This window comes from Actinospica sp., assembly GCF_035552695.1.
In the GTDB taxonomy this organism is placed as follows: Bacteria; Actinomycetota; Actinomycetes; order Streptomycetales; family Catenulisporaceae; genus Actinospica.
In genome coordinates this window covers 1-13,501 of the sequence record NZ_DASZKT010000160.1, presented here as the reverse complement: position 1 = coordinate 13,501, position 13,501 = coordinate 1, and the positions used below count along the sequence as shown (strand labels likewise).

12 protein-coding genes are annotated in these 13,501 nt (G+C 69.4%); 3 read left to right on the top strand and 9 right to left on the bottom strand.

Annotated features, from left to right (window positions below; translation table 11 throughout):
- Nucleotides 1-4: 4 nt before the first annotated feature.
- Nucleotides 5-820, top strand: a complete 816-nt coding sequence (locus VG296_RS19370) for an urease accessory protein UreD (protein WP_325567536.1) — start codon at nt 5-7, stop codon at nt 818-820.
- Here the strand turns inward: VG296_RS19370 and VG296_RS19365 are convergent.
- Together VG296_RS19365 and VG296_RS19360 are read right to left on the bottom strand one after the other, a co-directional pair.
- Nucleotides 810-1,565, bottom strand: a complete 756-nt coding sequence (locus VG296_RS19365; RefSeq protein ID WP_325567534.1) for an SDR family oxidoreductase — start codon at nt 1,563-1,565, stop codon at nt 810-812. The two genes, VG296_RS19370 and VG296_RS19365, sit on opposite strands and share 11 nt — an antisense overlap.
- 65 nt (nt 1,566-1,630) lie before the next feature.
- The gene (locus VG296_RS19360) at nt 1,631-2,275 is read right to left on the bottom strand and encodes a TetR-like C-terminal domain-containing protein (protein ID WP_325567532.1); all 645 of its coding nucleotides are present in this window, start codon (nt 2,273-2,275) and stop codon (nt 1,631-1,633) included.
- An 89-nt stretch (nt 2,276-2,364) separates the two neighbouring features.
- Between VG296_RS19360 and VG296_RS19355 the strand changes: the two genes are divergently transcribed.
- Nucleotides 2,365-3,108, top strand: a complete 744-nt coding sequence (locus VG296_RS19355) for an SDR family oxidoreductase (protein ID WP_325567530.1) — start codon at nt 2,365-2,367, stop codon at nt 3,106-3,108.
- 83 nt (nt 3,109-3,191) lie between these two features.
- Here the strand turns inward: VG296_RS19355 and VG296_RS19350 are convergent, their stop codons facing one another.
- Nucleotides 3,192-3,395: a cold-shock protein gene (locus tag VG296_RS19350; protein WP_325567528.1), complete on the bottom strand. Its 204-nt coding sequence runs from the start codon at nt 3,393-3,395 to the stop codon at nt 3,192-3,194.
- Between the two features lie 417 nt (nt 3,396-3,812).
- Between VG296_RS19350 and VG296_RS19345 the strand changes: the two genes are divergently transcribed.
- Entirely contained in the window at nt 3,813-4,598 is a 786-nt protein-coding gene (locus VG296_RS19345; protein ID WP_325567527.1) for a G1 family glutamic endopeptidase, read from the top strand.
- 107 nt (nt 4,599-4,705) lie between these two features.
- On the opposite strand, the gene VG296_RS19340 is transcribed toward VG296_RS19345, so the two are convergent.
- The 6 genes from VG296_RS19340 to VG296_RS19315 all read right to left on the bottom strand — a co-directional run bounded on the left by VG296_RS19340 (nt 4,706) and on the right by VG296_RS19315 (nt 13,239).
- On the bottom strand, nt 4,706-6,727 hold the full coding sequence (locus tag VG296_RS19340; RefSeq protein ID WP_325567525.1) for an RICIN domain-containing protein: 2,022 nt from the start codon (nt 6,725-6,727) through the stop codon (nt 4,706-4,708).
- 48 nt (nt 6,728-6,775) lie between these two features.
- A complete protein-coding gene (locus VG296_RS19335) occupies nt 6,776-8,902 on the bottom strand; it encodes a beta-galactosidase (RefSeq protein ID WP_325567523.1) in 2,127 nt (708 codons plus the stop codon).
- A gap of 40 nt (nt 8,903-8,942) precedes the next feature.
- A complete protein-coding gene (locus tag VG296_RS19330) occupies nt 8,943-9,779 on the bottom strand; it encodes a carbohydrate ABC transporter permease (RefSeq protein WP_349259623.1) in 837 nt (278 codons plus the stop codon).
- 17 nt (nt 9,780-9,796) lie between these two features.
- Nucleotides 9,797-10,708 (bottom strand): sugar ABC transporter permease, encoded by a 912-nt coding sequence (locus tag VG296_RS19325; protein ID WP_325567519.1) that lies wholly within the window; start codon nt 10,706-10,708, stop codon nt 9,797-9,799.
- Nucleotides 10,705-12,108, bottom strand: a complete 1,404-nt coding sequence (locus VG296_RS19320; protein WP_325567517.1) for an extracellular solute-binding protein — start codon at nt 12,106-12,108, stop codon at nt 10,705-10,707. Before VG296_RS19320 ends, VG296_RS19325 begins: the two co-directional genes overlap by 4 nt.
- Before the next feature lie 93 nt (nt 12,109-12,201).
- Nucleotides 12,202-13,239, bottom strand: coding sequence for a LacI family DNA-binding transcriptional regulator (locus VG296_RS19315; protein ID WP_325567515.1), 1,038 nt, complete (start codon nt 13,237-13,239; stop codon nt 12,202-12,204).
- Between the last annotated feature and the right edge of the window lie 262 nt (nt 13,240-13,501).

Below are 13,501 nucleotides of genomic sequence, written 5' to 3'. Positions count from 1 at the left end.
CGGTATGAAAGCGAGCGCGCGCCTCGTCGCCGAATCCCGCCCCGATGGCGTCACCCGCCTGACGACGCTCGCCGGCCAGGCACCGCTGCTGCTCCGCCAGACCTTCGCCGACTCCCCGGACGGGGATCGCCGCGCCGCGCACGTCCACCTCGTCGGCGGCGCGGCCGGTCCCCTCGGCGGCGACGAGCTGCACCTCAGCCTGCACCTCGGCCCCGGCGCAGAGGTGCGTCTGAGCAGCGTCGCCGCGTCCCTCGCGCTCCCCGGTCCGCACGGGGACGAATCAACCCTCGATATCAGCGTACGCATCGAGTCGGGCGCTTCGCTCACCTGGCACCCGCAGCCGCTGATCGCCGCGCGGGGCGCCCGCCACTGCACCGCCGTGAACATCGAGATGGCCGCCGACGCCCGGCTGACCTGGCATGAACAGACGCTGCTCGGCAGACACGGTGAGGCACCCGGCTCGGCCGTCACCCGCCTCCGCGTCCGCCGCGCCGACCGCCCCCTCCTCGACCACACGCTCGCCGTCGGCCCAAGACACCGCGGCGCCCTCGGTCCCGCGGTCGTCGGCACTGCCCGCGCCTGCGCCGGCACCCTCATCGTCGACCCGGCCTGGACGAACATCCCGCCCGCCGACCGTCTCACCGTCGCCGCCCGCGACGATGCGGACGGCTCCATCGCCGCCCTGCTCCTCGAGGCACCCGCGGTCCTCATCAGCGCACTCGCCCCGGACGGACTGGCGCTGCAGCGGCTGCTCGAACCGATCGATCCGACGTCGGGCGCGCATCCGACGCCGGGGCGGCCCGGAGCGATCAGAACGTGACGGTCATCCCGCCGTCGACTGCGAGGGTCTGGCCGGTGATGAACGAGGCGGCGTCGCCGGCCAGGAAGACGACCGCGCCGACGATCTCCTGCGGACGGCCCCAGCGGCCGAGGGCGGTGCGGGTGCGCAACCAGCGGTTCCACTCGGGGTCATCGGCCAGCGCGGCGTTGACTTCGGTCGCGAACGTGCCGGGCGCCACGGCGTTCACAGTGATCGCGGATGGGCCGAGGTCGGCCGCCAGAGCCCTGGTCAGTCCGCCGAGTCCGGCCTTGGCCGCGGCGTAGGCGACGTCGCCGGTCCGCCCGAGCTGACCGACGACCGACGAGACGTTGATGATCCGGCCGGGCGCCGAGCGGGCGCGCAGCGAGCGGGCGACGGCCTGGCTGAGCGCGTACGCCGCGACGACGTGGACATCCAGCAGGTGCGCGAGGTCCGCTGGGGGCAAATCGTCGACACCGCGCCGGTCCCGGTGGCCGACATTGTTGACCAGGATGTCGATGTCGCCGACGCCTTCGAGCGCCGCGCGCGCCGCATCGCGATCGGTCACGTCGAACGCCGCGGCGTCCACATCGAGGCCCTCGGCGCGCAGATCGCCCGCCACCCGGCCGAGCACGTCCCGGTCCCGGCCGTTGACCACGACACGCGCACCCGCCTCGGCGAGGCCGCGCGCCATCTCGAGCCCAAGACCCCGCACCGATCCGGTCACCAGGGCAGTTCGTCCATCCAGCGAGAACAGATCCTGCACGTCTCGTCGCCCTCCGCACTGAAACGTCTGTTTCAGTGAGTTTAACAGGCAGGCGCGCGGCGCGGCTAGGTCGCGACGCCGCGGAAGAGGTTCGCGATCAGGGCGTCCGCGAAGGCCGTGTCGACCGGATGCTGCGGGAGGACGGGCAGTAGCAAGCGGTGATAGCAGGCGCCCCACAGCTGGTCCACGATCGCGTCGAGGTCGGCGTCCGCGCGTATCTGACCGGCCGCGCGTGCGGCGGCGAGGCGGTCGACCGCGAGCTGCCGGCGCGGACGGACGTACTGATCCGAGAGCGCCTCGATGAGGTCCGGATCGCTCTGCGCCGCGCCGATGATCTGGGCGATCGTCGCTCCGCCGCGCTGGAACAGGCCGACGAACGAGTGCAGTTGCGCGGTGAGGTCGGCGCGCACGTCTCCGGTGTCGGGGAACGCCAGCGCCTCCTCGAGCGCGCTGAAGTAGGCCTCGAAGACGAGCCTTCCCGGGGTGCTCCACCAGCGGTAGAGCGTCATCTTGCTCACCCCCGCGCGCGCGGCGACCTTCTCGAAGGTGACGCCCTTGACTCCCGCGTCGAACAGCAGCGCGCTGGTCGCGGCCAGGGCGGCGCGGCGCACGTCCTCGGCACGGCGCCGGCCGCGTCCCGGCTTGAGGGCGGGCGCGGGCGACGGCGCGGCGGGCGCCGCCTTCCCGGTCCCGGTCTCGGTCGGTTCCATCGGCGATCTCCCTCGGCGGTTATGTGGATGACTCGTCCACATAATGTTAGTGTACAACTCGTCCACATAATTGGAAGGGAGTGGTACCGATGACCACCACCAGTACCGCGCGCGTCGCACTCGTCACCGGCGGCTCCGGCGGCATCGGCACCGCCGTCTCGCGGCGGCTCGCCGCGGCGGGGATGTCCGTCGTCGTGCACTACGCGGGCCGCGCCGAGCAGGCCGAAGGGGTCGTGAAGGAGATCTCCGCCGCGGGCGGCAGCGCGCTCGCGCTGCCCGGCGACGTGGCCGAGCCGGAGCAGATGTCGGAGCTCTTCGACACCGTCGAGCAGCGCTTCGGCGGCATCGACGTCGTCGTCAACACCGCGGGCATCATGCTGCTGGCCCCCGTCGCGGAGATGAGCCTCGAGGACTTCGACCGGATGCACCGCGTGAACGTCCGCGGCACCTTCGTCGTCTCCCAGCTCGCCGCGCGCCGCCTGCGTTCCGGGGGCGCGCTGATCAACTTCTCGACCTCCGTCACCCGGATCCGGCAGCCGACCTACGCCGCCTACGCCGCGACGAAGGGCGCGGTCGAGGCGATGACGCTGATCCTCGCGCGGGAGCTGCGCGGCCGGGACGTCACGGTGAACGCCGTCGCCCCCGGACCGACCGCCACGCCGCTGTTCCTCGACGGGAAGAGCGGGCAGCTGATCGAGCAGCTCGCCAAGGCCGCCCCGCTCGAGCGGATCGGCACGCCGGACGACATCGCCGAGTCGGTCGCGTTCCTCGCCGGTCCGGGCGGCCGCTGGGTCAACGGCCAGGTGCTCTACGCCAACGGCGGCATCGCCTAGCCGCCGACCTGGAACGACGAGTCGGGAAAACGCAGAGGCCGCCGGAACGAGTCCGGCGGCCTCTGACGACCAAGCTCAATAGATCAGAGCGGGCGGATGTCGGCCGCCTGCGGTCCCTTGGGGCCCTGCGTCACCTCGAAGCTGACGGCCTGGCCCTCCTTCAACTCGCGGTAGCCCTGCGTGGCGATCGCGGAGTAGTGGGCGAACACGTCAGGGCCGCCCCCGTCCTGCTCGATGAACCCGAAGCCCTTTTCCGCGTTGAACCACTTCACAGTGCCAGTTGCCATAACTACAAACTCTCCTTCATGGAACGCTCGCCCCGAGCCTGAAAAAGGTACAGACCCGCGCTGCGGAACGCATCCCACATGCGGCAAGTCTACCCGCCCCGAGCCGAAAGCGCCGCCGACGCGCCGAAATCTCTTGAGACCGCGATTTCGAGCCGTACCGAATGGACGAGGCGGGACAAATCGTCCGGCCCGATTCGCCGCGGATTCCGGGGCCGTCCGAGCGCTCGAGATGGCCCGGGAAGACCCGTTTTCCGGCGTGGCCCGGGCCGCCGCGGAACTGTGAATCAGGACACTCAAAATCGCCTGTTCTCCTGTCCCACAACGGGTTGCAGGCTCCGCCGTATTCGGCGTCCGCGGCCCGGAGCACACCCAGGCGAGGGGTCCCGCCGCCGTCTACCCACACGAAGGAGCCCACGCATGATCAAGCACTCGTTCACGGCCCTGGGAGCGCTCACCCTGGCGCTCGGGTCGCTCGCCTTCGCCCAGCCGGCGATGGCGGCCGCCGGCGCCCACGCGACGTTCCAGACCGGCGGCCCGTACCACGTGGCCCCCGGCAGCCGCATCGGCCACGCCTCGATCGGCAACCGCGTCCTGGACTACTCCACCAACTGGTCGGGGTACGCGGTCACCGGCGGCACGTTCACCACGGCGACGGCGACCTGGATCCAGAACGCCGGCACCTGCACCAGCGGCGACGGCCAGACCGACATGTCCCCCTGGGTCGGTCTCGACGGATTCAGCGACAGCACCGTCGAGCAGACCGGCACCTCGGTCGACTGCAACGGAGCCAGCAGCGACTACTACGCCTGGTACGAGATGTACCCGGCGGGCGTCGTCATCATCAACAAGACGGTGAAGGCGGGCGACTCCTTCACCGGCACCGTGACCCACACGAGCGGCACGACCTACAAGCTGGTGCTCACGAACAACACGGAGGGCTGGACGTTCAGCGTCTCCAAGAAGCTCTCGGCGAAGGACTCGTCGGCCGAGGCCGTGATGGAGATGGCGGCCAACAGCCTGACCAAGTTCGGCACGGACCCGTTCACCTCGTTCACCGTGGACGGAAAGGCCGTCGGCTCGTACACCGGCTCGGGGTACACCATCGAGCAGATGGAGATCAAGGTCGGCAGCACGCTCTGCGATTCCACCTCGGCCCTCAGCAACGAGGAGAACTTCACCACCACCTGGCTGAACGCCTGCTGATCCGGTGAATTATTGAGCGGCTGATGAACGGTTGAACGGTTGAACTGAAGAACTGTGGCGCGGATCCCTGCTTGCCGGATCCGCGCCACAGTCTCTCGGGAAGGTGCTCAGCCGGTGTTGAGCCGGCGGATCGTCCAAAGCTGGTCCGAGGTGTTCAGCTCCGTCCACGACACGGCCTTGGCCAGGTCGGCGGACGAGCTCTGGGCGATGGTGACGTACCGGCCGGTGCCGACGTTCTTGATCAGGTATTCATTGCCGCCGTAGGGCACGAGCGTCCAGACCTGATCCGCATTTCCGCTGACGGGGCTCGTCTGGGTGATCGCCTCGCCGGACGCGGGGTACGTGTCGGTGAGCGCGAGGCCGGAGTCGCTGTTCTTGATCTGGTAGCCGCCGCTCACGGCGGCGAAGCGCCACAGGTGCCAGGACTGGTTCGCGTACCACCACTGGTCGGCCTGGGTGCCGGCCGTGGTCGAACCGCCCGGGATCTCCAGGTACTCGTTGTAGTTGTTCTGGATCGAGTACTGACCGCTGGTCAGCGTCGGGAACGCGGTCTGGGTGAGCGTCCAGGTCTGGTTGCTCCCGGCGGTCGCCGCCCACGTGTCGACGGTCGAGCCGGACGTCTTCGCCCACGCGTAGTCGTCGAGCAGCAGTCCGCTGCGCCGGTTGGCGAGGGTGAAGGTGCCGTTGGACTGCTGCACGACGGCCCAGTCCTGCGCGGCGGACCCCGCGGAGGCCGCGTCCTGCTCGACGGTCGCGCCGTTGCTTTCGGAGGCTCCGGTGACCGTGAGCAGCAGGCCGCTGGCGACGTTCGTCAGCCTGAAGTAGCCGTTGGCCTGGCGGGTGAGCACCCACCGCTGCGCGGCGGACGACGAGGAGGCGGTCTGCTGCGTCACCAGCGATCCGGTCGTCGTCGAGGCGGCGCCGAGCCCGAGGCCCGAATAGCCGTTCGCCAGCGTGTACGTCGCCCCGTTCGAGATGCCAGGAGCGATGTTGTCGAACGCGAACTGGACCTGGTTGAGGTAGTTGCTGTTGTGATAGCCGCCGGTCAAGGTCATCACGGTGTTTCCGTCCGGCATCATCATCAGCGACCTGCTGTAGCCGCCCGGAGCGTTAGAGCCCTCCGACTTCCAGTCGCTCGCGTCGCCCCCGGCCGTGTTCACGGCGAGCGCGGTCTGGCCGCCGTCACTGACCACGATCGTCCCGTCCGCTCCGCCGCTCGGTGTCCAGGTGACGTACGGCTGGCAGCACGGATCCGTGCCGTCGTTCAGCACGATCTGGGTCCCGGTCGCGCTCGCGAACGCCAGCGGACTGCTCGCGATCTTGTAGTTGACCGGGCAACTGCCGCCCGCGGTGCTGCAGAGTTCGTATGTCATGATCCACTGACCGCCGTTGATCTCGGCGACGGTCGCCATGCCGGGTCTGGCCGACTGCGCCGAATAGGCCACGTCATCGACGACCGAGCCCCAGTTCACGCCGTCCGTCGAGGCCTGGTGGACGAGCATCTGCGAGTGCACCGAGGTGTCGCGCTGGTCCGAGTAGTAGACGATCAGCTGACCGTCGTACATGAGCAGGAACGGCTCCCATACGGGGGTGTTCGGGTCCGCGGTGTACGCCGCGCCGCCCACTGCCACCGTGCTCAGGTAACTCCAGCTCCTGCCCTGGTTCGTGCTGTCGAACATCAGGATCGAGGTCGAGGAGAGGTTCGAGGGCACGGACAGGCCGGAGACGAGCAGCGTTCCGGCCGGGAGGCCGCCGAGCGCGGCGGGCAGCTCGTAGATCTGCGGGTTCCAGCGCATCCCGTAGCCGTTGACCGTGTCGTCGACCTGCGACAGGTACGTCCACGAGCCGCCGCCGTTCGTGCTCTGATACACGGGGAAGTACGGCGTGCCGTTCGTGTACGTCTCGAAGGTCGTCAGGATCGTGCCGTTGGCGTCGCCGTTGTGCTGCAGGGTGATCGCGCGTGCGTACATCACGGCCGGGTCGACGAAGCCCGCCGCCGAGGTCGGGGTGAAGACCGTCTGCACGCCGCTCGTCTCGGCCTGCGCGGCCGGGCTCGCGCCGAAGACCGCGGCGAGGACGAAGAGCACGGCGAGCAGGCGTGCTCCTGGGGATTCTCGATCGGGTTTCACTGGTACCGCCTGACTTCTTTGTGAGGGGGTGTGTGTGAGCGGGTTGTACTAGAGCGCGGGTCGTTCGTCGGCGACGAGCACCCGCACGTCCCAGGGGCCGAGGCGCAACGGTGCGCCGACGGCGATGCGTCCCCCGTTCAGTACGTCCTGCAGCGGGATCGGCGCGGTCAGGCGTGCCGGTTCCCAACTCCAGTTGTGCAGTACGTGCACGCCGCGGCCGTCCGTGGCGGTGGCCGTCGTGGCGGTGACGGTCTCGGGCAGCGAGTGCCATCCGCCCCGCGGGGTGGGCGCCAGCCACGCGGCCAACGCGCGTCCGAGGGCGCGGTCGGGCACGGTGCCGACGGTGGTGACGCGGCCGGCGCCGTGCGCGCGGGTGGTGATCGCGGGCCACAGGCCGAAGTGCGGGTGGTGGTAGGTGGCGAGGACCTGCGCGTCGGTGACGGTCAGCCCTTCGGCCCAGCGCGTCCCGTGGGCTTCGCGGGCGAGGACGAGTCCCGAGTCGGGCGCGGTACGCAGCGGGAGGTCGGCGCGCAGATTGCTGAACTCGTCGTAACGCACGCCGGCGGCTTCGGCCAGGCGCCCGGGCGCCGGCTCCTGCCGTGCCCGGCCCTCGTGGTCCGCGTAGCCGGTGCGCGGGCCGAGGACGAGGTGCCCGCCTTCGTGCGCGTATTCGGCCAGCCAGTCGAGCGTGGTGTCGTGCGCGAGATAGAACGCCGGGACGACCAGGACCGGGTGCCGCGTCGCTGCCTCGCGCGGCGAGACCCCCTCCCGTTCGCCGCGCGGGTCGTGCAACTGCCTGGCGTGCACGATCCGCATCTGCCGCCCCGCCTCGAACGCGCCCCGATAGAAGGGGTCGAATATCTTGTGGTACGCGTCGGGGTCGGGGGCGCCGTTCGCCGTGGCCAGCGGCGGGTACTTCTGCATCAGCCACTTGCTCGGCGTCGAGTAGAGCATCGTGATGTCGGCGTCCGGTTCCAGGCCCGCGACGAGTTCCCCCGCCGTCTCCAGTTCGGCGCCGAGGCGGGCGAGCTCGGCGTAGGTGCGTCCCGGCTTCCCGCTGTGCGGCAGTACTCCGCCCCAGTAGGTCTCCGCGCCGAAGTGCAGCGTGTGCCAGTGCCAGTACTCGACCATGCGTGCGCCGCGGGACACCAGCGCCCACGCCGACTGCCGCCACTGCCCGTCGTAGGCGGGCCGGTTGTCACACGGCATGCCGATGCTCTGCGCGTTGGTCTCGGTGACCAGGAACGGCGCCTGACGTGAGGAGAACATCCAGTCAGCGGTCTGATACAGCGACCAGACGCCGTCGGTCTTCCACTTCTGCTCGGTCACCCGGTTGTCGGGTAGTTCGAGGGCGTCCTGCATGTCGTAGTACGGGTTGCCTGAGGCGATATCGAGGCTGTCGGTGAGTTCGTCGTCCTCGACCGCCGGGCGCGTGTAGGAGATGCAGGTGGTCACGAACTGCTCGGGCCGCGCGTACTCGCGGGCGATACCCGCCTGCCAGGCGATGAACTCAGTGGTCTGCTGAGCCTGGAACGCACGCCAGGCGATGTCGTACTGCGGCTGCGCGTTGTTGTCCGGGGTCCACAGGTCGGCCCAGGTGGACAGGCGGTGGGACCAGTAGACCAGGCCCCACTCGCGATTGAGCGTCTCCACGTCGCCGTACTCGGCACGCAGGTGGTCGACGAAGCGCTGGAAGACGCCGTGGTTATGCAGCAGTTCGAGGCCGGGCTCGTTGTCGACCTGGAAACCGATCACCGCGGGGTGCGCGGCATACCGGGTGAGGATCTCGCGGATCACCCGTTCGGCGTGGAAACGGAAGGCGGGATGGGTGAAGTCGACCTCCTGGCGCGCGCCCCAACCGATCCGCTGCCCGGTCGCGCGCTCCGCGGCGATCTCCGGGTACTGACGCGCCAGCCACGGCGGGACGGCGTAGGTCGGGGTGCCGAGCACCACCGCGATGCCGCGCTCGTGCGCGCCGTCGAGCACCGGCTCGAGCCATTCGAGGTCGAACCGTCCGTTCTCCGGCTCCCACGTCGACCACACCGACTCGCCCACGCGGATGACGCTGAACCTGGCCTCCGCCATCATGTCCAGGTCCGTCTTGAGCCGCTGGCCGGGCTGGTATTCGTGGTAGTACGCGGCACCGAACAGGACGCGGGCAGGCAGGACCGCCATGAAGGCAACCTCCGGATGAAAGCGGGTGGGCGAAACGTGCTTATTGCTTGACGGCGCCGGTGGCCAGGCCCGACTGCCAGTAGCGCTGCAGGAACAGGAACGCGATGACGAGCGGGATGATCGAGAGCAGCGAGCCGGTGACGACGAGGGGCAGCATGCCGCTGGACGCGCCGGCCCCGCCGTTCTGCGCCTGCGCCGCCCAGGAGGACAGACCCACCGTGACCGGATACAGCTGCGGGTTGTTGAGCATGATCAGCGGCAGGAAGTAGTTGTTCCAGGTCGTGACGAGCGTGAACAGCAGCACGGTCACCAGGCCGGGAGCGAGCAGGCGCAGGGCGATCCGGAAGAAGATCCGGTACTCCCCCGCGCCGTCGATGCGCGCGGCCTCGATCAGGCTGTCGGGCACGGCGTCCTGCGCGTAGATGCGCATGAGGTAGAGGCCGAACGGGTTGATCAGCGAGGGCAGGATCACCGCCCACGGCGTGTTCACGAGCCCGACCTGGGAGAAGAGCAGATAGGTCGGGATCGCGAGCGCGGTGGTGGGCACCATGATCGTGCCCACGATGAGGTTGAACGCGGCGCCGTGTCCGCGGAAGCGGTACTTCGCGAACCCGTAGCCCGCCGCCGCGGCCAGGAACGCGGCGCCGAGCGAGCTGACCGCCGCGTAGAGCACGGTGTTGAGCAGCCAGCGCACGAACACGCCGTTGTCCGTCGTCAGCGTCGCGCGGATGTTCCCCAGCAGTTGCGGAGCGTGCGAGAACCAGAGCCCGAAGGTGTTGAACAGATCCGTGGTGTTCTTGGTCGAGGAGACCGCGAGCCAGAACAGCGGGATCAGGAAGTACGCCAGGACCGCCAGCATGGCGATCGTCAGCGGCATGCTGCGTCTGCGCGTCGTCACCGGGTCCTCCTTCGGGTCGCGAGGAACAGGAACACGTACGAGATGAGCACGATGACCAGTCCCAGCAGGAAGGAGACCGCGGCCGCGTAGTTGACCTGCTGGCCGGTGAACGCGAGCGTGTACGCGTAGAGGTTCGCCGTGTAGCCGCTGTCGATGACGTTCGGCGCGAGTTGCTGGAGCAGGTAGGGCTCGTTGAACAGCTGGAAGCTGCCGATCACCGAGAACAGCAGGGTCAGGGTGAGCGCGGGCCGCAGCGCGGGCAGCTTGATCGAGCGGGCGATCCGCCAGGCCCCGGCCCCGTCCACCGCCGCGGCCTCGTAGAGATCCCGCGGGATCGTCTGCAGCGCCGCGTACAGGATGATCATGTTGTAGCCGGTGAACTCCCAGGTGACGATGTTCGACAGGCTGCTGAGCATCCAGCCGTTGCCCAGGAAGTTCGGCACGGACACGTGCAGGTCCCGGCCGATTTGCGCGAACGGACCGAATGAGGGCCCGTACAGGTATCCCCACATGAGGGTCGCGACGACGCTCGGCACCGCATAGGGCAGGAAGATCCCCAGCCGCACGATCTTCGCCAGCCGCATCAGGCCGCTGTCGAGCGCCAGCGCGAACAGCAGCGCGAGCACGAGCATCAGCGGAACCTGGATCACGAAGAACAGCGCGACGCGGCCGACTCCCTCACGCAGCAGCGGATCGCCGATCGCGGTGATGTAGTTGCCCAGGCCCGCGAAGCTGGTACCGCCGATCAGCCGGTGTCGAAAGAGGCTGAGATAACCGGCGTAGCCGAGCGGGGTGAGGAAGAGCAGCAGGAACAGCAGCAGGAACGGGGCGACGAACACCGGCCCGGCCGCGCCCGGCCGGACGCGGCTCCGGCGGCCCCGTGCGACGACGTGGTTGCTCGTGCTCATGACGACGGCGCGGTGACGGTGAAGCCCTGGTTCTTCGCGTACGTCGTCAGCTGCGACTCCCACTGGGCGAGCGCGTTGACGACGTCCGTCTTGTCGGCCAGCGCCTTGCCGACGGTGTCCGTCCAGTCGGTGACCACCTCGTCGAGGAACGGCGGCCACTGGAAGGTCGTGCTGACCGTGTCGCTGATCTGCGCGAAAAGCTTGTTGACCTGCTGTCCGCCGTAGAAGGCGGGCGTCTGGTCGATGAAGCTCGGGTCCGCGAGCAGCGCCTTGGTCGAGGGGAAGAGGAACTGCTTGTCCGCGAAGAGCTTCGCGCTGTCCGGATCGCTGTTGAGGAACTGCGCGAACCGGGCCGCCGCGACCGCGTTCTTGGTCGACTTGATCACGGCGGTCGTCGACCCTCCCCAGTTGCCCGAGGCGGACGAGGAGGCGTCCCACTGGGGCAGCGGGGCGGCACGCCACTTGCCCGAGGTGGCCTGCGCCGAGCCGGACAGGAACACCGGACCCCAGGCCGCAGTGAGCCAGGTCGCGTATCTGCCCTTGTTGAAACCGGTGTACCAGGCGTCGGTGAAGTCCGGATCGGTGCTGATCACGCCCTGCTCCGCGAGAGCCCCCCAGTACGACGCGACCTTCTTGGACGCCGCGTCGTCCACGTTGAGGGAGATCGTGCTGCCGCCGGAGGTGGCGTAAGGCTTAGCGTTCGCCTGCCAGAGCAGTCCGTGCCAGGCGGCGGCCTGGTCCGCCGAGAGATTGGTGAGGTAGACGGTCGGATCGGCCGCGTGCAGCTTGCGGGCCGCGTCGGCGAACTCGTCCCAGGTCGTCGGCACGGAGATCCCGTGCGCCTCGAAGATGTCCTGCCGGTAGAGCATGCCCAGCGGACCGGTGTCCTGCGGAATCGCGAAGACCTCGCCGTTCGGCCCGGAGACCTGGCTCCAGGTCCAGTCGACGAATTCGCTCTTGAGCGCGGACGCGCCGTACGGCCGCAGATCGAGCAGGGCATTGATGAGCGTGAAGGTCGGTATGTACTGGTACTCGATCTGGCAGACGTCCGGCGCACCGTTGCCGGCCTGCAGTGCCGTGCGCAGCTTCGTGTACTGCGGAGTGCCCTGGCCGGCGTTGACGACGTTGACCTTGATGGCCGGGTACTTCTGCTCGAACAGCGCGACCTCGGCCGCGATGTCGGGGACCCAGGTCCAGAACGTCAGCGTGGCCGGCGTCGTCATCGCCTTGTCGATCGCGGCCTGGCTGAGCGGCGTCGCGGAGGCGCTCGAGCCGCCGCCGCTCCCGCTGCTGCCGCAGCCCGCGGCGAGCGCGGCACTGAGGGAGAGTCCGCCGGTCGCGCCGAGGAAGCGGCGCCGGCTGAACACTGAGGAGGAGGGGATGGGGACGTTTCTGGGCATGGTGAACTCCCGCCATTGGAAGCAGACATGATTGGACGAATGGATGTGCTCAGGAGCCAGAAGTGCGGCCGAGGCAGCGGATGAAGGATTCTGTTATGCGCGCGGCGCCGGGCCGGTGGAGGCGCGGATGATGAGCTCGACCGGTGGGTCGTTCGCTCGGATCGTCTCCGCGTCGGGCTTCTCGATGGCTTGGACGAGAAGCCGCAGACCTTCGTGCGCGACGGCGTCGAAGGGCTGCCGGACCGTGGTCAGCGGAGGAGTGATGTAGGCGGCGACCGGGATGTCGTCGTAGCCGACGACGCTCACGTCCTCGGGCACCCGGCGACCGGCCTCGACCAGCGCGCGGATCAGCCCGACCGCCATGTCGTCGTTCGCCGCGAAGACGGCGGTCACCTCGGGATCGCGGGCCGGCCCTTGCCCCGCGGCGTATCCGGAGGAGGCCGACCAGTCGCCCGGGATGACCGGCGGCTGCGCGCGCCCCCGGTCGGCGAGCGCGGTCCGCCAGCCTTCGAGCCGGTCGCGCGCCGCGTACCAGCGCTGCGGTCCGGCCAGGTGATGAACGGTCAGGTGCCCGAGGTCCAGCAGGTGCTCGGTGGCGGCGCGGGCCAGCAGGTCGGCGCCCACCCCGACGGTCACCACGCGCGGCGCGGCGAAGGGCGCGGGCGCGCCGATCACCAGCACCGGCACGTCGACACTGATCCCGACATCGCCCTCGTCGATCGGCTCGGAGATGACGATGCCGTCGACGCCCTGTTCGAGCAGCGACTCCACGGCTCCGGCGATCCCGGACGGCTCGCCGTCGATCGTGTTGACCACGCGCAGCGCGTAGCCGGTGTCCCTGGCCGCCCGCTCGATGCCGGTGAGCAGCGAGGCGGGTCCGTAGAGCGCGGTGCCGAGCGAGACCACGCCGATCGAACGGGTCCGGCCGGAGGCGAGCGCGCGGGCGGCGTTGTTGAGCCGGTAGCCGAGCGCCTCGGCCGCCTCGAGCACCTTCCGCCGCGCCACCTCGGAGACGTACGGCTCGTTGTTGAGCACCCGGGAGACGGTCTTCTGCGACACTCCGGCGAGCCGGGCGACGTCCACGCTGCGCGGCGCGGGCGCGCTGGCGCTCCGCGTCGTTGCCTCAGCCATGTCGTCCTCCCGCCTCGCTGGGATTCTAGTGCCACCGGAGTTTCCGACTGCGCAGTCAGACTACGCAGTCATATGAACGGACGTCAAGAGTCCGGTCACGTTCGGGAGCCGCGAAACGGTCCGGCTCCCCGGTGGCAGGTGTGCCGCCGGGGAGCCGGTGTGGGTCAGGGTGTTGTGTTGGTGGGTGTGTTGTGTCAGCAGGTGAGGTTGTTGCCGGGGCTGACGCCGAGGATGGAGGTGAAGGATTCGTAGTCGTTGACGC

Excerpts from the sequence above, each read along its gene's own strand:
- VG296_RS19335 (WP_325567523.1), bottom strand. The coding sequence starts at position 8,902 with ATGGCGGTCCTGCCTGCCCGCGTCCTGTTCGGTGCCGCGTACTACCAC.
- VG296_RS19320 (WP_325567517.1), bottom strand. The coding sequence starts at position 12,108 with ATGCCCAGAAACGTCCCCATCCCCTCCTCCTCAGTGTTCAGCCGGCGC.
- VG296_RS19370 (WP_325567536.1), top strand. The coding sequence starts at position 5 with ATGAAAGCGAGCGCGCGCCTCGTCGCCGAATCCCGCCCCGATGGCGTC.
- VG296_RS19355 (WP_325567530.1), top strand. The coding sequence starts at position 2,365 with ATGACCACCACCAGTACCGCGCGCGTCGCACTCGTCACCGGCGGCTCC.
- VG296_RS19325 (WP_325567519.1), bottom strand. The coding sequence starts at position 10,708 with ATGAGCACGAGCAACCACGTCGTCGCACGGGGCCGCCGGAGCCGCGTC.
- VG296_RS19315 (WP_325567515.1), bottom strand. The coding sequence starts at position 13,239 with ATGGCTGAGGCAACGACGCGGAGCGCCAGCGCGCCCGCGCCGCGCAGC.
- VG296_RS19345 (WP_325567527.1), top strand. The coding sequence starts at position 3,813 with ATGATCAAGCACTCGTTCACGGCCCTGGGAGCGCTCACCCTGGCGCTC.
- VG296_RS19350 (WP_325567528.1), bottom strand. The coding sequence starts at position 3,395 with ATGGCAACTGGCACTGTGAAGTGGTTCAACGCGGAAAAGGGCTTCGGG.
- VG296_RS19330 (WP_349259623.1), bottom strand. The coding sequence starts at position 9,779 with ATGCCGCTGACGATCGCCATGCTGGCGGTCCTGGCGTACTTCCTGATC.
- VG296_RS19360 (WP_325567532.1), bottom strand. The coding sequence starts at position 2,275 with ATGGAACCGACCGAGACCGGGACCGGGAAGGCGGCGCCCGCCGCGCCG.